At 63.4% G+C, this 18893-nt stretch carries 17 protein-coding genes and 1 pseudogene; 10 read left to right on the forward strand and 8 right to left on the reverse strand.

What is annotated here, in order from left to right; translation table 11 throughout:
• Window positions 1-13 precede the first annotated feature (13 nt).
• The 5 genes from ACOCG7_RS15940 to cobA all read left to right on the forward strand — a co-directional run bounded on the left by ACOCG7_RS15940 (window position 14) and on the right by cobA (window position 4543).
• Window positions 14-571 carry a DUF934 domain-containing protein gene (locus ACOCG7_RS15940; protein ID WP_073431706.1) on the forward strand — a complete coding sequence of 186 codons (558 nt, stop codon included), beginning with the start codon at window positions 14-16 and terminating at the stop codon, window positions 569-571.
• A complete protein-coding gene (locus ACOCG7_RS15945) occupies window positions 568-1314 on the forward strand; it encodes a phosphoadenylyl-sulfate reductase (RefSeq protein ID WP_114161998.1) in 747 nt (248 codons plus the stop codon). The genes ACOCG7_RS15940 and ACOCG7_RS15945 overlap by 4 nt, the downstream gene beginning before the upstream one ends.
• A 115-nt stretch (window positions 1315-1429) precedes the next feature.
• Window positions 1430-2392: a sulfate adenylyltransferase subunit CysD gene (cysD, locus tag ACOCG7_RS15950; protein WP_073431708.1), complete on the forward strand. Its 963-nt coding sequence runs from the start codon at window positions 1430-1432 to the stop codon at window positions 2390-2392.
• A gap of 21 nt (window positions 2393-2413) precedes the next feature.
• Window positions 2414-3730, forward strand: coding sequence for a sulfate adenylyltransferase subunit 1 (locus ACOCG7_RS15955; protein ID WP_073431709.1), 1317 nt, complete (start codon window positions 2414-2416; stop codon window positions 3728-3730).
• 57 nt (window positions 3731-3787) lie between these two features.
• Window positions 3788-4543, forward strand: a complete 756-nt coding sequence (gene cobA / locus ACOCG7_RS15960; RefSeq protein WP_073431713.1) for a uroporphyrinogen-III C-methyltransferase — start codon at window positions 3788-3790, stop codon at window positions 4541-4543.
• Between the two features lie 135 nt (window positions 4544-4678).
• On the opposite strand, the gene ACOCG7_RS15965 is transcribed toward cobA, so the two are convergent.
• The 6 genes and pseudogenes from ACOCG7_RS15965 to lptF form a co-directional block, all read right to left on the reverse strand.
• Entirely contained in the window at window positions 4679-5917 is a 1239-nt protein-coding gene (locus tag ACOCG7_RS15965; protein ID WP_342346033.1) for an IS4 family transposase, read from the reverse strand.
• A gap of 156 nt (window positions 5918-6073) precedes the next feature.
• Window positions 6074-7283, reverse strand: a pseudogene (locus ACOCG7_RS15970) (IS3 family transposase).
• Window positions 7284-7388: 105 nt separating this feature from the next.
• Window positions 7389-8627, reverse strand: coding sequence for an IS4 family transposase (locus tag ACOCG7_RS15975; RefSeq protein WP_342346033.1), 1239 nt, complete (start codon window positions 8625-8627; stop codon window positions 7389-7391).
• Between the two features lie 209 nt (window positions 8628-8836).
• Window positions 8837-9217, reverse strand: a complete 381-nt coding sequence (locus tag ACOCG7_RS15980) for a sirohydrochlorin chelatase (protein ID WP_073431946.1) — start codon at window positions 9215-9217, stop codon at window positions 8837-8839.
• A 10-nt stretch (window positions 9218-9227) separates the two neighbouring features.
• Window positions 9228-10376 (reverse strand): LPS export ABC transporter permease LptG, encoded by a 1149-nt coding sequence (lptG, locus tag ACOCG7_RS15985; protein ID WP_073431947.1) that lies wholly within the window; start codon window positions 10374-10376, stop codon window positions 9228-9230.
• A 3-nt stretch (window positions 10377-10379) separates the two neighbouring features.
• A complete protein-coding gene (gene lptF, locus ACOCG7_RS15990; RefSeq protein ID WP_114162000.1) occupies window positions 10380-11477 on the reverse strand; it encodes an LPS export ABC transporter permease LptF in 1098 nt (365 codons plus the stop codon).
• 137 nt (window positions 11478-11614) lie between these two features.
• On the opposite strand from lptF, the gene ACOCG7_RS15995 reads away from it, so the two are divergent.
• The 3 genes from ACOCG7_RS15995 to ACOCG7_RS16005 all read left to right on the forward strand — a co-directional run bounded on the left by ACOCG7_RS15995 (window position 11615) and on the right by ACOCG7_RS16005 (window position 14333).
• Entirely contained in the window at window positions 11615-13126 is a 1512-nt protein-coding gene (locus ACOCG7_RS15995; RefSeq protein ID WP_114162001.1) for a leucyl aminopeptidase, read from the forward strand.
• Window positions 13127-13178: 52 nt separating this feature from the next.
• Window positions 13179-13595 (forward strand): DNA polymerase III subunit chi, encoded by a 417-nt coding sequence (locus tag ACOCG7_RS16000; RefSeq protein ID WP_114162002.1) that lies wholly within the window; start codon window positions 13179-13181, stop codon window positions 13593-13595.
• 93 nt (window positions 13596-13688) lie between these two features.
• Complete coding sequence (locus ACOCG7_RS16005) at window positions 13689-14333, forward strand: DUF2486 family protein (protein ID WP_114162003.1); 645 nt, start codon at window positions 13689-13691, stop codon at window positions 14331-14333.
• A gap of 73 nt (window positions 14334-14406) precedes the next feature.
• Here the strand turns inward: ACOCG7_RS16005 and ACOCG7_RS16010 are convergent, their stop codons facing one another.
• Window positions 14407-14748 (reverse strand): c-type cytochrome, encoded by a 342-nt coding sequence (locus ACOCG7_RS16010; protein WP_114162004.1) that lies wholly within the window; start codon window positions 14746-14748, stop codon window positions 14407-14409.
• Window positions 14749-14944: 196 nt separating this feature from the next.
• Window positions 14945-16618: a dihydroxy-acid dehydratase gene (gene ilvD / locus ACOCG7_RS16015; protein ID WP_114162005.1), complete on the reverse strand. Its 1674-nt coding sequence runs from the start codon at window positions 16616-16618 to the stop codon at window positions 14945-14947.
• A 191-nt stretch (window positions 16619-16809) separates the two neighbouring features.
• Here ilvD and ACOCG7_RS16020 point away from each other — a divergent pair, with 191 nt between their 5' ends.
• Both ACOCG7_RS16020 and lgt read left to right on the forward strand, forming a co-directional pair.
• Entirely contained in the window at window positions 16810-17790 is a 981-nt protein-coding gene (locus tag ACOCG7_RS16020; RefSeq protein ID WP_114162006.1) for a LysR family transcriptional regulator, read from the forward strand.
• Between the two features lie 134 nt (window positions 17791-17924).
• Window positions 17925-18830: a prolipoprotein diacylglyceryl transferase gene (gene lgt, locus ACOCG7_RS16025; RefSeq protein WP_073431955.1), complete on the forward strand. Its 906-nt coding sequence runs from the start codon at window positions 17925-17927 to the stop codon at window positions 18828-18830.
• Window positions 18831-18893 lie beyond the last annotated feature (63 nt).

The raw sequence follows: 18893 nt of genomic DNA on the forward strand, positions 1-18893 counted from the left end.
GGATACTGAACAGATGGCTTCTATCATCAAGAACCGCGCAATCGTCAACGATGACTGGACGGTGGTGCGCGCCGCTGAAGACGGCACGCTGCCGGCGGTGAACGCATTGCCCGCCGGCAAGGTGCTGGTGCCGCTCGCGTTGTGGCAGGCGGAGCGCGACGCGCTGAGCGCTTCGCGCGGCGCGGCTGAAATCGGCGTGTGGCTCGCGCCGGACAGCGAACCGGCGGACATCGCCGGCGACTTCGACAAGATCGCGCTGATCGGCGTGGACTTCCCGGTGTTCCGCGATGGCCGCGGCTACAGCATCGGCCGCCTGTTGCGCGAACGTCATGGCTACAAGGGCGAGTTGCGCGCGATCGGCGACGTGCTGCGCGATCAGCTCACGTTCATGTTCCGCTGCGGCTTCGATGCGTATGCGCTGCGCGCGGACAAGGACCTCGACGACGCGTTGAAGGCATTCGACGAATTCAGCGTGCAGTACCAGGGCGCGGTCGACAACCCGTCGCCGCTGTTTCGCCGCCGTGGCGCCGATGCGTCGGCCGCCGCCGCTACGCAAAAGGTCCCGGCATGAGCACCGCGCAATCGCTCACGCCGGAACTCGCCGCGAAGGTCGAGCGCCTCGATGCGCTGCTCGATTCGATCGCCGTGCGCCACGCGAACGTGAAGCTCGCCAGCAGCCTCGCCGCCGAGGACATGCTGCTCACGCACGCGATTCTGTCGCGTGGCGTGAAGATCGGCATCTTCTCGCTGAACACGGGCCGTTTGCATGCGGAAACGCTTGGCATGCTCGATCGCGTGAAAGAGCGCTATGGCTACGAGATCGAACAGTTTCATCCGCAAGCCGCCGCGGTCGAGGAATACGTGAACTCGCACGGTCTGAACGCGTTTTACGAAAGCGTCGACCTGCGCAAGCGCTGCTGTGAAATCCGCAAGGTCGAGCCGCTGAACCGCGCGCTGTCGGACGTCAGCGCATGGGTGACGGGCCAGCGTCGCGAGCAGTCGGTGACGCGTGCGGAGTTGCACGAGGAAGAGCACGACGCGGCGCGCAATATCGCCAAGTTCAATCCGTTGACGGACTGGACGGAAGCCGACGTGTGGGCTTATCTGAAAGCGTTCGACGTGCCGGTCAATCCGCTGCATGCGCGCGGTTATCCGAGCATCGGTTGCGAGCCTTGCACGCGTGCGATCCGTCCCGGCGAGGACAGCCGGGCAGGGCGCTGGTGGTGGGAGTCGCGCGACACGAAGGAATGCGGACTGCACATCACGACGATCACGCCGATTCCCGTTGGCAGCAGCGAGAACGCTTCGGCATAAAGCATTCAGGCGCTCCAGGCCCGGGTTTTGGGTTTGGACGCCGCAGATACCGATTTGAATACTTCCGCTTAGGCGAGCAACCGCTCGGTCAAGCGAATCAACGAAGGACCCAAACATGAGCAGCACGCTCGATTCCACTATCAACGCTCCGCTTGCCAATACGGCGAACCGGATGGATCACCTCGATTGGCTCGAAGCCGAGTCGATTCACATCCTGCGCGAACTGGTCGCCGAATGCAGCAAGCCCGCGCTGCTGTTCTCGGGCGGCAAGGATTCGGTCGTGGTGCTGCACCTCGCGCTGAAGGCCTTCGGCATCGGCGCGAATCGCAAGACCGTGCTGCCGTTCCCGCTCGTGCATATCGACACTGGTCACAACTACGACGAAGTGATCGACTTCCGCGATCGTCGCGCGGCGGAGATCGGCGCGGAACTGGTGGTGGGTCACGTCGAGGATTCGATCAAGCGCGGCACGGTGCGTCTGCGCCGCGAAACGGATTCGCGCAACGCCGCGCAAGCCGTCACGCTGCTCGAAACCATCGAACAGCACGGCTATACCGCGCTGATCGGCGGCGCGCGCCGCGACGAGGAAAAGGCCCGTGCGAAAGAGCGGATCTTCTCGTTCCGCGACGAATTCGGCCAATGGGACCCGAAGGCGCAGCGCCCGGAATTGTGGAGCCTCTACAACGCGCGCCTGCACAACGGCGAACACCTGCGCGTGTTCCCGATCTCGAACTGGACCGAACTCGATGTGTGGCAGTACATCGCTCGCGAACAGCTCGAATTGCCGTCGATCTATTACGCGCATCAGCGCGAGATCGTGCGCCGCAACGGCTTGCTCGTGCCGGTCACGCCGCTCACGCCGATGCGTGAGGGCGAGACCAGCGAAACCGCGCTGGTGCGTTTTCGTACCGTCGGCGACATTAGCTGCACGTGCCCGGTGGAAAGCGATGCCGACGATCTCGAGAAGATCATCGCCGAAACGGCCGTGACCGAAATCACGGAACGCGGCGCGACGCGGATGGACGATCAGGTTTCCGAAGCCGCGATGGAACAGCGTAAGAAGCAAGGTTATTTCTAAGCACACGAGGATAAGGCAATCATGAGCGGTATTCATCAACCAGAAGACCTCGGCGTGCTGCGTTTCATCACCGCGGGCAGCGTCGACGACGGCAAGAGCACGTTGATCGGGCGCCTGCTGTACGACAGCAAGGCTGTCTTGAGCGACCAGCTCTCGGCGCTGTCGCGCGCGAAGAACAAGCGTACCGTCGGCGACGAAATCGATCTGTCGCTGCTGACCGACGGCCTCGAAGCCGAACGCGAGCAGGGCATCACGATCGACGTCGCGTACCGTTACTTCGCCACTGCGAAGCGCAAGTTCATCATCGCCGATACGCCGGGCCACGAGCAGTACACGCGCAACATGGTGACGGGCGCATCGACCGCGCACGCGGCGATCATCCTGGTCGACGCGACGCGCGTGACCTTCGTCGACGGCGTGGCGCAGTTGCTGCCGCAAACCAAGCGCCATAGCGCGCTCGTCAAGCTGCTCGGCTTGCAGCATGCGATCGTCGCGATCAACAAGATGGATCTGGTCGACTACAGCGAGACGCGCTTCAACGAGATTCGCGACGCGTATGTCGAACTCGCGCGTCAACTGGGTCTGAACGACGTGCGCTTCGTGCCGGTGTCGGCGCTCAAGGGCGACAACATCGTGACGGCGAGCGAGAGCATGCCGTGGTATGCGGGCGAACCGCTGCTGGACTTGCTCGAGGCGTTGCCGGTCGAGATTCCGACGGGCCAGGCGCTGCGTTTCCCGGTGCAATGGGTCGCGCGTCAGGACGGCAGCCAGGCCGACGATTTCCGCGGCTACATGGGCCGTGTCGAAGCGGGCGAAGTGAAGGTCGGCGATACCATCGTCGTGCTGCCGGCGAACCGTGAAGCCACGGTGGCCGAGATCATTGCGCCGGTGGTGGGCGGAACCGCTCAAGTGGACCGCGCGTTTGCCGGTCAAACGGTGACGATCCGTCTGGCCGAGGACGTCGACGTGTCGCGCGGCGATACCTTCGTGCTGCGCGAAGCCGCGCCCGAGCCGGCGAAGAAGCTGGAAGCCGACCTGTGCTGGTTCGACGACACGCCGCTGTCGACGCAGCGCAAGTATCTGTTGAAGCAGACCACCAATACGGTGTTCGCGCGCATCGGCGCGATCAAGGAAGTGCTCGACGTGCATACGCTGTCGCAGGCGACCGACCGCAAGGAACTGGCGATGAACGACATCGGCCGCGTCGCGCTGACGTTGCAAAAACCGCTGGTGTGCGACGTGTACGACACGCATCAGGGCACGGGCGCATTCGTGCTGATCGACGAAGCGACGCATCACACGGTCGCGGCCGGGATGATCCGTGCGTTTTCGGCGTAACAGGCGCATGGCGCGTTGCCATGCACCGTGGACGCCCTAACGAACAGGTTGATGCAAATGGGTAAGGTTTATCTGATCGGCGCGGGGCCGGGTGCCGCGGACCTGATTACGGTGCGTGGCGCGCGGCTGCTCGGCGCCGCTGACATCGTGCTGCATGACGCGCTGGTCGAGCCGGCGATGCTCGACTATGCGCCTTCCCACGCGCGGCGGATTGCGGTGGGCAAGCGCTGCGGGCAATTGTCGACGGCGCAGCAGTTCATCAACAAGCAGATCGTGGATGCCGCTTTGGAGCACGACGTTGTCGTGCGTCTGAAGGGCGGCGATCCGATGTTGTTCGGACGCGCCGACGAAGAGATGCGAGCCCTGGAAGCGGCGGGCATCGAGTACGAGGTGGTGCCTGGGATTACCGCCGCGCTGGCGAGTGCGGCTTCGTTGAAGCGGTCGCTGACGCTGCGGGGTGTGTCGCGCAGCGTTGCGTTGGCTACTTTTAGCCGGGCGCCGGGGTCTGCGGAGATTCGCGAGCAGGTGAATGCCGATTCGCTCGTGTTTTATATGGGCCGGGATAGTGGGGTTGAGATTGCGCAGCAGTTGATTGATGCTGGGAAGCCGGTTTCCACGCCCGTGGCGATTGTCGAGGCTTGCAGCACCGAGCGGGAGCGGACGCTGACTTTGACGCTCGAGGCGCTTGCTGCTGGGGAGGCGCAGCGGTGGGTCGATGCTTCGCAGCCCAGTTTGTTGATGATCGGGGAGGCGTTTGCTGCCCGGCAGCGGGGTGTTGTTCGGTTTGTGGATGGGATTTTGGTTGCTGCGTAGGGGGTGGTTTTTTGCCTGGTCGGCGGGTTGGTTGTCTGTGTGCTTGCGTGCCGCGTTGGCCTTTACTTGATTTGTTAGTGGTCTATTGGCGTTGCCCCTGTGCGGGGCAATGCTCTCAACTTAAGCCCCGCTGCATCAAGCGAGTTTGTACGCGAGATGGAAGTGGGGCTTGGCTTTTCTGGGTGGTCTTGGATAGGAGCGTGAGGGCTGTATCCGGCATCGGGTCTGGTGGATCATTTCCAGCACACCGGCGAGGCCGTCCAGACAGCGCTGGATGCGCAGAAGACACGCGCCGAGGATGGGCTTGAGTGCGCCCAGTGCATACACCCGGTTAGGACGGCTGGCATGTCTGTCGTCGTGCGGCGCATCGAGATCGCTGAGCAGTGTGCACAGGTTGTCGGCGAGGATTTTTGCGCCGAAGTCCTGCTGTAACGCCAGGTAATCGAGGCCTGTGACGGCTTCCAGCCGCAGCCGGTGCTTGAGTCGTTTGAATGCTTCCTCGACCCGCCAGCGCTGGTGATAGAGCGCGCCGAACGATGCCGCCGGATAACGCCCGCCATCGAGCAGCGAGGTCATCAGCACACGCACGCGACCGCCCGGCGTGACGTCGCGGATCAGGCGCACAGTCGTGGGCGTACGCGCCAGTTCATAGGCGCGGGCATCCGGTTCGCTGGGCGCTTCCAGTGTCACCACATGCTCGGCTTTACCGCTGCGGGTAAAGGCGCTGACGCATTTCCAGTTACGCGCATCGACGCGCATGCAGAACGGGATTTCGCGCTGTGCGAGCGCCGCCACCATCGCGTTGCCGATATAGCCGCGATCGAGCAGCAGCAGGTCGGTATGCGGTTGCAGTACATCGAGGGCTTCGAACAGCATCTGCCGCTCGCCGCCGTCGGCGGGATGAAGTGCAGCGTGCAGGGTCAGTTCGGAACCCGGCAGGAACAGCGCAAACGCGTAGTGATCGGCGCGCAGTTCATGGCCGCGACGCGTGCCCACACGCAGGCGGCTACCGTCAGCGGCGACCAGCCTCAGGCCGTGCCAGCGCATCGAATCGATATGGGGTTGGGCCAGCGAGATCAGGCGGGCGCGGGCCAGTTCGAACAGTTCGGCAGACACTCCCCGTCGCGCCTTGCTGAAGGCCTGTGCGCTGACAGCGCGGGTGCGCCCGCCGCTGCTTCCCAGTGCGCCGAATAGCGCGTCAAGTTCGGCCTGCACACTGGCGCACATGCCGGACATCATCAGCGCGGCCATGCGCGGCAAGGTCAGTGTGCGATTGCGGGTAAAGGCAGTGGGAGAACGACGCACGCGATCCGCGAGCGCCGGATCGAGCAGGAAATCGGAGAACTCAGCCAGAAGCCGCGAGGACGCTGGTATTTGAGTTCATATCGTTGATTTATCAGTGAGTTATGCGATGAAGTTTACAGGGGCAATGCCTCGTTTACAAGCTCTTTGAGGCTTAAGTTGAGAGCATTGCTGTGCGGGGCGGCACTGTAGTGGTCAAGCAAACCTGGACACCCCAAAGGCGAATTTTTAAAAAAGTGAAGCTTCGCACCGTGCCGGTGGCAGACCGCCTGCCGCCGAATGGATGCGCCTGTAGTTATAAAAGTTGTCGATGTAGGCCCCGATGTCGCGCTCGGCCTGCGCGTGATCCGGGTACCCTTTCTCGTCGATCCACTCGTTCTTCAGGCTTCTGAAGAACCGTTCAACCGGCGCGTTATCCCAGCAGTTTCCCTTTCTGCTCATACTCTGAATGATGCCGTTTGCCTTCAGTTCGTTCACGAAATGTGCGCTGGTGTACTGGGCGGATTCAACCGGTCGTCGCAACACCTTAAACTAAGGAGGTGTTGCGACGACCGGTTGAATCCGCCCTGGCATCCCTGATCGGAGTGGAACATCAGGCCGGGCGGCGGGCGTCGATGCTCGCGCGCCCTTTGCAAGGCCCGGATAACCAGAACCGTATCCGGCAACAACGCGAACGCCCAGCCGACGATACGGCGCGAATACAGGTCCATCACGATCGCCAGATAGGACCAGCCCTGAAGCGTTCTCACGTACGTAATGTCGCCCGCCCACACCTGATTGATCGCCGGCGGCTGGAAGCGGCGCTCAAGCAGGTTGGGCGCCACCAGCGCTTCACCGTCAGCCCTGCGGTAACGGTGCGTTCGTCGTCGCGTCACAGCCAGTTGCGCCTCACGCATCAACGACCGCGCGCGGTAGCGTCCGATCGCATGGCCCTGGTGCTGTAACGCCTGAGCCATCCTGCGGCTGCCATAGCTGCCGCGGCTTTCGTTGTGAATTTCACGCACGGCCCTGAGCAGGGCCGGCGAAGCCGCAGCCCTGGCGGGCCGCCGCGCGGCAAAGGTGTAGTAGCTGCTTCGCGGCACCTTCAGCAACCGGCACATCACGCTGACTGGCCAGGCCTTCTTCAGCGAACGGATCACCTCGAGGAGCGATCCAGTTCCTTGACGAAGAAGGCCGTGGACTTTTTTAGTATCTCGCGCTCCCTTTCGAGCTCGGTCACGCGTGCCTCCAGCTCCCGGATACGTCGCTGGTCGGCCTTGAGCTGCACCTCGGTGCGCGGAGGCTCAGCCTGCTCGGCCCGCCATTGCGCCACCCACCGCCGCAACGCGGTATCGCCAATGCCCAGCGCCTCGCAGGCCCTGGCAAACGAATAGCCCTGCGCGACAACCAGCTGCACCGCCTCGGCCCTGAATTCGTCGGTTATGTTCCGTCTGCTCATTTCTCACCTCGGTTGGAGATTATCCCCTTTAGAGGTGTCCAGAGTCATTGGACCACTACAGGTGCCGCCCCGCACAGCAATGCTCTCAACTTAAGCCCCGCTGCATCAAGCGAGTTTGTACGCGAGATGGAAGTGGGGCTTGGCTTTTCTGGGTGGTCTTGGATAGGAGCGTGAGGGCTGTATCCGGCATCGGGTCTGGTGGATCATTTCCAGCACACCGGCGAGGCCGTCCAGACAGCGCTGGATGCGCAGAAGACACGCGCCGAGGATGGGCTTGAGTGCGCCCAGTGCATACACCCGGTTAGGACGGCTGGCATGTCTGTCGTCGTGCGGCGCATCGAGATCGCTGAGCAGTGTGCACAGGTTGTCGGCGAGGATTTTTGCGCCGAAGTCCTGCTGTAACGCCAGGTAATCGAGGCCTGTGACGGCTTCCAGCCGCAGCCGGTGCTTGAGTCGTTTGAATGCTTCCTCGACCCGCCAGCGCTGGTGATAGAGCGCGCCGAACGATGCCGCCGGATAACGCCCGCCATCGAGCAGCGAGGTCATCAGCACACGCACGCGACCGCCCGGCGTGACGTCGCGGATCAGGCGCACAGTCGTGGGCGTACGCGCCAGTTCATAGGCGCGGGCATCCGGTTCGCTGGGCGCTTCCAGTGTCACCACATGCTCGGCTTTACCGCTGCGGGTAAAGGCGCTGACGCATTTCCAGTTACGCGCATCGACGCGCATGCAGAACGGGATTTCGCGCTGTGCGAGCGCCGCCACCATCGCGTTGCCGATATAGCCGCGATCGAGCAGCAGCAGGTCGGTATGCGGTTGCAGTACATCGAGGGCTTCGAACAGCATCTGCCGCTCGCCGCCGTCGGCGGGATGAAGTGCAGCGTGCAGGGTCAGTTCGGAACCCGGCAGGAACAGCGCAAACGCGTAGTGATCGGCGCGCAGTTCATGGCCGCGACGCGTGCCCACACGCAGGCGGCTACCGTCAGCGGCGACCAGCCTCAGGCCGTGCCAGCGCATCGAATCGATATGGGGTTGGGCCAGCGAGATCAGGCGGGCGCGGGCCAGTTCGAACAGTTCGGCAGACACTCCCCGTCGCGCCTTGCTGAAGGCCTGTGCGCTGACAGCGCGGGTGCGCCCGCCGCTGCTTCCCAGTGCGCCGAATAGCGCGTCAAGTTCGGCCTGCACACTGGCGCACATGCCGGACATCATCAGCGCGGCCATGCGCGGCAAGGTCAGTGTGCGATTGCGGGTAAAGGCAGTGGGAGAACGACGCACGCGATCCGCGAGCGCCGGATCGAGCAGGAAATCGGAGAACTCAGCCAGAAGCCGCGAGGACGCTGGTATTTGAGTTCATATCGTTGATTTATCAGTGAGTTATGCGATGAAGTTTACAGGGGCAATGCCTCGTTTACAAGCTCTTTGAGGCTTAAGTTGAGAGCATTGCCCCGCACAGGGGCAACGCTAATAGACCACTAACAAATCAAGCAAAGGCCAAAACAACAAAACAGCAAAACAACAAAACCACACCCCAACCCGCCGACCAGGCAAAAAAATCAAACCTGCCGAAGGCAATACTCAGCCACAGCATCCAAAACGAGATCATCCTCGCCAACGGCGACAGCACACCGAATCTCGGCAGAAGGAAACAACCCGCGACACCGCTCGACCACCGCAGGCAAATCCCGGCGAACATGCCCACCTTGCCCAAAAAAAACCGGCACAACGGTAACGACAGAACACCCGTCAGCGACAAGAACCCCAACAGCCGTCGGCAAATCAGGCTCCATCAACTCGAGAAAGGCCAACAAAACCGGCCCGGCCTCGCCGCGAGATGCCCGCGCGGCCCGCAGTTTGTCGGCGAGCCGCTCGAACGGCTCGCGCCAGCGCACATCGCGCGCGCCATGCGCAAACAACACCATCCCATGTGTAGCCATGACAAGGCTCCTAATGGCGATCGACCCACTTCAATCCGACTAACCCGAGCACCAGGTACACGAGCCCCGGAGTGGCCGCGGTCAACGCCGCTGGCCACGTATTCAACGTGCCGATATGCGAGAACAGCGTGTTGAACAATTGGAAACTCATCCCCAGCATAATCCCGCCGAACACCTTCACGCCCACCACGCCGGCGCGTGTATGCAGATAAGCAAACGGCAGCGACAACACCAGCATCACGAACACGGCGAACGGATACAGCAGCTTGCGCCACAGCGCGATTTCATACCGCTGCGTGTCCTGATGATTCTCCGTCAAATGCTGGATGTAGCGGAACAGGTTGAACATCGACATGCGGTCCGGCGACACCAGCAGCACCGACAGAATCTGCGGCGTCAATTCCGAACGCAGCGAATACTCCGGCAAGCTCACCTGCTTCGCGCGGTACACGGGGTTCAACGCATCGGCGGGCGTGCCGGTGGGCGGCGCTACGTCGATCAACTGCGTATCGGTCACGCCCGTCAGTTGCCAATGACCCGGCGGCTGGTACTTGCCGCTCTTGGCCATGCGGACGTTCGACAAGCGGAACTTCGAATCGAATTCGTAAATGCGCACGTTGCTGATCGTGGCGTCGGGCTTCAATTCGCCGACGTTCACGAAACGCGTGACCTGCTCGCCGTCCGAGCGCGCCGTGAGCGTGTCCTTCACCCACACGCCCGACTCGAAATTGCTCGATACCGACGAGCCCATCGCCTCGAGCCGCACGCGCTCCGACAATTGATCCGTGTACGGGCCGACCACTTCGCCGATCAGATACGTGAGGAACACGAGCGGAATGCCGATCTTCAGCAGCGAGCGCAGCGCCTGATTGGTGGCGAGACCGGATACGCGGAAAATCGTGTACTCGGAGTTCGCCGCCATCTGCGCGAACACATAGATCGCGCTGATCAACGCGGCGACCGGAATGATTTCGTAGAACCGCGAAGGCGTTTGCAGCGCAACCCGCAGCACCGCGTACTGGAACTTGTAGTTGCCGTGGCCGACGGAATTCAGTTCGTTGATCAGGTCGAAGAAAAAGAACAGACCCGAAAACGCAAACAGAATGAAGATGAACGTGAGGTAGATCTGACGCGCGAAATACCTTTCATAGATGCGCATCGCTCAGCTCCCCCGCGAACGGTTGAACATCGCCCGCGTGAAAAGCGGCCGGTTGCGCACGCGCAGCCAGAAAATGAACGCGACGATCGCCGCCACGACGACGTGCAGGCTCACGAGCCCAACCCCGAACGACAGCTTGCCTTGCTCGATCCACGCCTGCACCACGTTCAACAGATTCGAATACGTCAGATAGATGAGGACCGCCATCACCAGGTTGATGGTGCGGCTGCGTCGCGGATTCTGGTGCGCAAGCGGAATCGCTAGCAGCATCAGGTTGATCGCGATCAGGGGCAGTCCCGCGCGCCATGCGAATTCGGCGAGGTTCTCGCGGGTCGGATTGCGCAACAGCGTGAGCGTGGGCGTGCCGGTGGTGGTCGGCTTGTTGACGACCGGCTGGCTTTGGATCTTCACGCCATAGCGCTCGAATTCCATGATGCGGAAATCGGGGTGCCCCGGTTCTCCGTCGTAGCGGCGGCCGTTTTCCAGCACCACGAAGCGGTCGCCGTTCTTGCGCGTCTCGGTATGGCCGTTCTTCGACACCACCACGTTGACCTTGCCGTTCTCGGTGCTGGTCACGAACACGTTCTCGACATGCCCCTGATCGGGCGACATCTTCTCGATGAAGAACACCCGGTGGCTGCTGGCCGACTCGCGGAACTGGCCCGGCGCGAGCAGCGAAACCTCGTCGCGCTGCTGGAAGCGCGCGCGGATCAGTTTGTTCTGCTGGTTCGACCAGGGCCAGCCGACGAACACGAAGAACATGATGAGGAGGATGATCGGCGTGGCAAAGACGCCGATCGGCTTGATGAATTGCGTGAGACTCACGCCCGACGATAGCCATACGACCATCTCGGAGTCTTTGTACCAGCGTGTGAGGACGAACAGGATCGACACGAACAGGGTAGCGACGAGCATGATCGCCAGATAGCCGATCACGGTCAGGCCGATCAGGACCAGCACGTCGCGCGGGTCGATCTCGCCCGAGGCCGCGAAGCCGACGATGCGGATCATCATCGTCGTCAGCACGAGCGTGAGCAGAACCATGAACACGGCACCAGCCGTGTACGCGAGTTCGCGCTGGAGGGAGCGTTCGAAGATCATTATTGATGACGAGAGGGGGCGCTCTCGGCGGCGCGCGGGTTGCTCCCCATCACGCCCCCGGTGCAGCCGCCGCGGGAAAAATAGCGGATAATTGCGGCTTTCATCCTAAGCCCAGATTTTATCCGAGGACAAGCGCGATGGACTTTAGCATAAAAGCCTGTGATTGGACCAAAGGCTCGTCAAACGGTTTCCTGACCGGGAAATCGGATTGCATCGTAATCGGCGTGTTCGAGTCGCAGACGCTCTCGGGCGCAGCGCTGGAAATCGACGCGGCCACCAAGGGCCTTCTCACCCGCATCATCAAGGCGGGCGACATGGAAGGCAAGGCAGGCACCACGCAGTTCCTCCACGAAGTGTCGGGCATCGGCGCGTCGCGCGTGCTGCTCGTCGGTCTCGGCAAACAGGACGCGTTCAGTCAGAAGGCCTACGGCGAAGCCGTGCGGGCCGCCTGGCGCGCGCTGCTCGGCACCAAGATCGTCCAGGTCACCTTCACGCTCGCGCAGTTGCCGATCCAGGAGCGCTCGGCGGAATGGGGCGTGCGCGCCGCGATCCTCGCGCTGCGCGAACTGACCTACAAGTTCACGCAGATGAAGAGCAAGCCGGAGAACGGCGCGCGCGCGTTGAAGCGCATCGTCTTCAGCGTCAACACCGGCGACGAGAAGGCCGCCAAGCTTGCCGCGAAGCAGGGCGCCGCGCTCGCCAACGGCATGGATCTCACGCGCGACCTCGGCAATCTGCCGAGCAACGTCTGCACGCCCACCTACCTCGCCAACACCGCGAAGAAGCTCGCCAAGGACTGGAAGCTGAAGGTCGAGGTGCTCGGCGAGAAGCAGTGTGAAGCGCTCAAGATGGGCTCGTTCCTGTCGGTCACGGCAGGCTCGGTCGAGCCGGCGCAGTTCATCGTGCTGCAGTACCAGGGCGGCGCCGCGAAGGCCGCGCCGGTGGTGCTGGTCGGCAAGGGCGTCACGTTCGACACGGGCGGCATCTCGCTCAAGCCGGGCGAAGGCATGGACGAAATGAAGTACGACATGTGCGGCGCCGGTTCGGTGCTGGGCACGTTGCGCGCCGTCGCCGAAATGGGCCTGAAAATCAACGTCGTCGGCATCATCCCGGCGGTCGAGAACATGCCGTCGGCCACCGCCACCAAGCCGGGCGATATCGTCACCAGCATGAAGGGCCTGACGATCGAAGTGCTGAACACGGACGCCGAAGGCCGCCTGATCCTGTGCGACGCGCTCACCTACGCCGAGCGCTTCAAGCCGGCGGCGGTGATCGACATCGCCACGCTGACGGGCGCCTGCATCATCGCGCTGGGCCATCACAACAGCGGCCTCTTTTCGAAAGACGACGCGCTGGCGGGCGAGTTGCTCGACGCATCGCGCGAAGCATCCGATCCGGCCTGGCGCCTGCCGCTCGACGACGAGTACCAGGATCAGCTCAAGTCGAACTTCGCCGATGTGGCCAACATCGGCGGGCGTCCGGCGGGCAGCGTGACGGCGGCGTGCTTCCTGTCGCGCTTCACCGATGCCTATCCGTGGGCGCATCTGGACATCGCCGGCACGGCCTGGAAGAGCGGCGCGGCGAAGGGCGCCACCGGCCGTCCGGTGCCCTTGCTCGCGCAGTTCCTGATCGACCGCGCCGCGCAATGACGCATTGCTGTAAGGTTGAAAGTGCGTCTGTGGAAGCACAGCGGAGCCGCCGATGACGAGAATCGACTTTCACTCGAACGTCGGCGATTCGCTGCTGTATGCGTGCCGCCTGGTCCGCAAGGCGTATCAGGCGAACCAGCCGACCATCGTGCTGGCCGAGCCCGCGCGCCTGCGCGCGTTCGACGAACAGTTGTGGACGTTCTCGCCGCTCGACTTCGTGCCGCACTGCATGGCGGGCACGCCGCTCGCCGCGCAAACCCCGATCGTGCTCGCCACGAACCTCGACGATGTGCCGCATCATCAGGTGCTGCTCAATCTCGGGGCAACGGTGCCGCCGCAGTTCGCGCGTTTCGAAAGATTGCTGGAAGTGGTCGGTAACGCACACGACGAACTCGCTGCTGGCCGCGAACGCTATCGTTTCTATCGCGATCGCGGCTATGCTTTGAACAATTACAAGCAGGGCAGTTAGGTCTTATCACGCCCGCGTCGCGTTGTGTCGTTGTCTTAGGATGCGGCGTGCGCGCGGCCTGCCTCGGCTTCGACTCAAACACGGAGAGCGCACGTGTCCGATTCCAACGACAATTCGATCCCGGTGCTGCACGAGGTTCTCGTACCGGGCAATCCTGCCCAGGCGCGTCCCGCGGCGGCCACGCAACCGGCGGCCGAGCCCGGCGCCCCGCGCGAACCGAGCTTCGCTGTCGAACCGGTGCTTGCGCCCGAACCGGTACATGCGGCCGAACCTGCTCTTGCCCGGGACTCCGCGCAGGCGGCGGAACCCGCGCATCACGCGGAACACGCTCAGCCGAGAAAGCGGACAAGAGCGCACCCCGCCCTTGACTCGCTGCACGAGCGCGAAGCCGCGCTGGCTGCGCAACCCGGCGTGTTCGACCGAACCGAGCCGTTTGCGCCGCTAGAGGCCGGCGCGACCGTGCCGCCGGACATCGCTCGCGAACCCGTCGACCAGGCACAGGCGGGCCTCGATGCGGATGCGATTGCCGAACGGCTGCGCGCACGGTTCGCGGGTTTTCTGGCAGGCGAGGGACGGGGCATCATCGAAGCGCGCTGCCGCGATGCATTGCAGGACCACACCGCCAGGCTCGTCAACCAGATCACGCGTGAAGTGGCGCTGAGTCTGGAGACCGAGATGAGCGGCTGGGTACGGGACGCGGTGGAAGAAGAAATGGCGCGGCGCTCAGGCAACGCCTGATGTGATGAAGCAGGGGCGCCCTTGCTGGCGCCTTCATTTGGCGCCTTCGTTCGGCGCTTTTAGCAAAGCGCCTTCACTTGAGCGTCATCACCCAACTCGCGAGCGTGGCCGCCTGGTCAGGCGTGAGTTGCGTGTTGGCGGGCATCGGCACCGGACCCCATACGCCCGTGCTGCCATCCAGAATCTTGCGCTTCAGATACGTGACGGCGTCTTCGCGGACGGCATATTTCGCCGCGACGTCGTGCAGTGCCGGTCCCATGAAAGAACGGGATACCGAATGGCAGCTCATGCAGTTCTGCTGCTGCGCCAGCATGAGTCCGGCGGCGGCCTCCGCGTGCGCCGCGGGACTGCCGACGCTTAGGATCGCGCCGAGCACGCCGGCTATTGCAAGCGCTGCATACGACATTGATTTCATTCTGGTCTCCACCGGTGCAGGTGCCCGGCTTGTGGTGCAAGCATTATAAAAGCAAAGGGGCGCACGGTTTTCCGTGCGCCCCTTTGCGCTTTTACGTAGCCGCTTGTCGCTCACCGCTCACGATGCACACACGACCCGGAGCTTCAGCTTCGCCCCGCAACCAGGCCGAATCCGCGGCGTGCCCAACGGCGTTGGATCAGCCCGTCACCGCGCCCTTGTTGGCGGGCAGCGCGAGTGCCGAATACTTCGCGAGTACGCCACGCGTGTAGCGCGGCTTCGGTTGCTGCCATGCCGCGCGGCGACGCTGCAATTCGGCGTCGTCGATGTTCAGTTGCAGCAGCAGCTTATGCGCGTCGATCGTGATCGAGTCGCCTTCCTGCACGAACGCGATCGTGCCGCCCACGAACGCTTCCGGCGCGACGTGACCGACCACCATGCCCCACGTGCCGCCCGAAAAACGGCCGTCGGTGATCAAGCCGACGCTTTCGCCGAGACCCTTGCCGATGATCGCGGAAGTGGGCGCGAGCATCTCCGGCATGCCGGGGCCGCCCTTCGGGCCGAGATAGCGCAGCACCACCACATCGCCGGCGACGATCCTGTCGGCCAGGATCGCTTCCAGCGCGCTTTGCTCGTCGTCGAACACGCGGGCCGGGCCGGTGATGACCGGGTTCTTCAAGCCGGTGATCTTGGCGACCGCGCCGTCTTCGGCGAGATTGCCCTTCAGGATCGCGAGGTGGCCTTCGTTGTACAGCGCCTGCTCGATCGGGAAAATCACCTGCTGGTCGGCGCGCGGCTTGCCCGGCACGTCTTTTAGTTCCTCGGCGATCGTCCTGCCGGTGATCGTGATGCAGTCGCCGTGCAAAAGACCCGCGTCGAGCAGGATCTTCATGACTTGCGGAATGCCGCCGGCCTTGTGCAGATCGGTCGCGACGAACTGGCCCGACGGCTTCAGGTTGCAGATCACCGGCACCTTCTTGCGCATGCGCTCGAAGTCCTCGATGCTCCATGCCACTTCGGCCGCGTGCGCGATCGCGAGGAAGTGCAGCACGGCGTTGGTCGAGCCGCCCGTGGCCATGATCACGGCCACGGCGTTTTCGATCGACTTCTTCGTGATGATGTCGCGCGGCTTCAGATCCTTCTTGACCGCTTCCACCAGCACGCGTGCCGATTCGGCGGCCGAGTCGACCTTTTCCTGATCGGGATTGGCCATCGTCGACGAGTACAGCAGCGACATGCCGAGCGCCTCGAACGACGAACTCATCGTGTTGGCGGTGTACATGCCGCCGCATGAACCCGTCGACGGACACGCGTTCTTCTCGACCCCTTCGAAATCTTCCTGCGACATGCGGCCGGCCGTGAACTCGCCCACTGCCTCGAACGACGACACGATGGTCAGGTCCGTGCCCTTCCAGTTGCCCGGACGGATCGTGCCGCCGTACACGTAGATGCTCGGCACGTTCGCGCGCAACATGCCGATCATGCCGCCCGGCATGTTCTTGTCGCAGCCGCCGATCACGACCACGCCGTCCATCCACTGGCCTTGCACGCAGGTCTCGATGCAGTCGGCGATGACTTCGCGCGACACGAGCGAGTACTTCATGCCTTCGGTGCCCATCGACATGCCGTCCGAGATCGTCGGCGTGCCGAAGATCTGCGGATTCGCATCGGCGGCCCTGACCGCGGCGACGGCCGCGTCGGCCAGACGCTGCAGGCCGGCGTTGCATGGCGTGATGGTCGAATGGCCGTTGGCGATGCCGATCATCGGCTTGTCGAAGTCTTCCTTCTGATAGCCGAGCGCGTAGTACATCGAGCGGTTCGGCGAACGCGCCACGCCTTGCGTGATGTTCTTCGAACGACGGTTGTATGCCATGGGGAACTCCAGTCTGTTTTGTTTTGACCCGGGCTGCAGGTTCGCCGCGGACCTTGTCGATGCGCTTGCCGGCGGGTGCCGCCGGCGCGTCAGTTCAGTGTAGTTCCGACGCGTCGCGCAAGGATGCGGTTTTGCAAAGCGCCTGTCCAATATATTATTCGGGCTCGACTAGGTCGTAAAATCTATTAATCATGCTGCCCGCCATTCCCGACTTGCGCCAGTTGCGCTATTTCGTCACCGTCGCCGAAGAAAAGCACTTCGGCCGCGCCGCCGCGCGCCTTTCGATGACGCAGCCGCCGTTGTCGCAGGCGATTCGCGCGCTGGAGGAGACGCTTGGCGTCGAACTGTTCGCGCGCACCAAGCGCTCGGTCGAACTCACGCCGGTGGGCGCCGATCTGCTGCCCGAGGTGCAGCGCCTGCTGGCGAGCGCCGAGGGCTTGCGGCCGCTCGCGCAAAGCCTCGCGCGCGGCGAGGCGGGCGTGCTGTCGCTGGCGTTCGTCTCCACCGCGGACTACGGCTTGCTGCCGCTGCTGCTGCGCGATTTCGGCGCGAGGCATCCGCGTGTGCGGCTCGAATTGACCGAAGCCACCAGCGACGTGCAGGTGGACGAACTGGTAGCCGGGCGCATCGACGCAGGGCTCGTGATCGCGCCGCTGCCGTCGCGTCATGCCACGCAACTCTCGTGGCTGCCGATTGCCCGCGAGCCGCTGGTGATTGCGATGTCGACGGAACTGGCGCAGCGGCTAGGCGCCGCCGCCGGGTCCGATGCGGACCCGCAGGCCGAGTGGCTCGACACGCCCGTCAGCCTGCGCGACGTCGCCGACGCGCCGCTCGTGATCTTTCCAAGGCGTTTGGCGCCGGGCTTTTATGACATCATTATGGATTGCTACGGCGTGGCGGGCCTCGCGCCCCGCGTCGGCCAGGAGGCGATCCAGATGCAGACCATCGTGAGCCTCGTCTCGGCGGGAATGGGTGTCGCACTGGTGCCGCAATCGTTGCGTAATCTGCGCCGCACCGGCGTCGTGTACCGGCCGCTCTCGGAGTCGGTGCCCGCGATCGAAACGGGGCTGGTCTGGCGCACCGCGGAGGTGAGCCCGGTGCTCGCGGGCTTCATCGAAATCGTGCGCGCGCATGCGGCCACTGTCGAGGCGCAGTCCATGCCGCGTCTTTAGCAGCGGGGCGGCCGCGAACGCATTGCGCGCCGCACCGTCCAACGCATGCGCCGCCCGCTGCGTGCACCGCTTTCCGCCATTCGACAATCGCTTGAACAATCCGCTTCTGAACCTGAACCGCCCATAACAACACGATGCTCATTCACCCGAATTTCGACCCCATTGCCATTCATCTGGGGCCGCTCGCCGTGCGCTGGTACGGCCTCATGTACCTCGTCGCGTTCATCGCGGCGATCGTGGTCGGCCGGCTGCGGCTGCGCTTGCCGTATGTCGCCGCACAAGGCTGGACCGCGAAGGACATCGACGACATGCTGTTCTACGGCGTGCTCGGTACGATTCTCGGCGGCCGGCTGGGCTATGTGCTGTTCTACAAGGCGAGTTTTTATTTCGCGCATCCGCTCGACATCTTCAAGGTGTGGGAGGGCGGCATGTCGTTTCACGGCGGCTTTCTCGGCGTGACGGTGGCCATGGCGCTGTTCGCGCATCAGCGCAAACGCTCGTGGCTGCAAGTCACCGATTTCGTCGCGCCGATGGTGCCGACGGGGCTCGCGGCGGGACGCCTCGGCAACTTCATCAACGGCGAGTTGTGGGGCCGCGTGACCGACCCGGCCGCGCCGTGGGCGATGCTGTTTCCGGGCGCCGCGCCGGAAGACGCCGCATGGCTCGCCGCGCATCCGCAGCTTGGCGCGCAATGGCATCTGAGCGAAGTGTTCACGCAATATCACATGCTGCCGCGTCATCCGTCGCAGTTGTATGAGATCGCGCTGGAAGGTGTCGCATTGTTCTTCGTGCTGTTCTTCTTCTCGCGCAAACCGAAGCCGCTGGGCGCGATTTCGGCGGTGTTCCTGATCGGCTACGGCCTCGCGCGTTTCACGGTGGAATTCGCGCGCGAACCGGACGACTTCCTTGGGCTGCTGGCAATGGGGCTGTCGATGGGGCAGTGGCTGTCGCTGCCGATGATCGTCGCGGGCATCGCGATGCTGGTGTGGTCTTATCGCCGGGCGCGACGCGAACCGGCGGTGGCGGCGGGCGCGAACTGAGCGCCGCCCTATCTGTTGTCTTCGTAGTCAATTAAAAAGCCACGGCATGCCGTGGCTTTTTAA

This window comes from Paraburkholderia sp. DD10 (genome assembly GCF_049177125.1).
In the GTDB taxonomy this organism is placed as follows: Bacteria; Pseudomonadota; Gammaproteobacteria; order Burkholderiales; family Burkholderiaceae; genus Paraburkholderia; species Paraburkholderia terricola.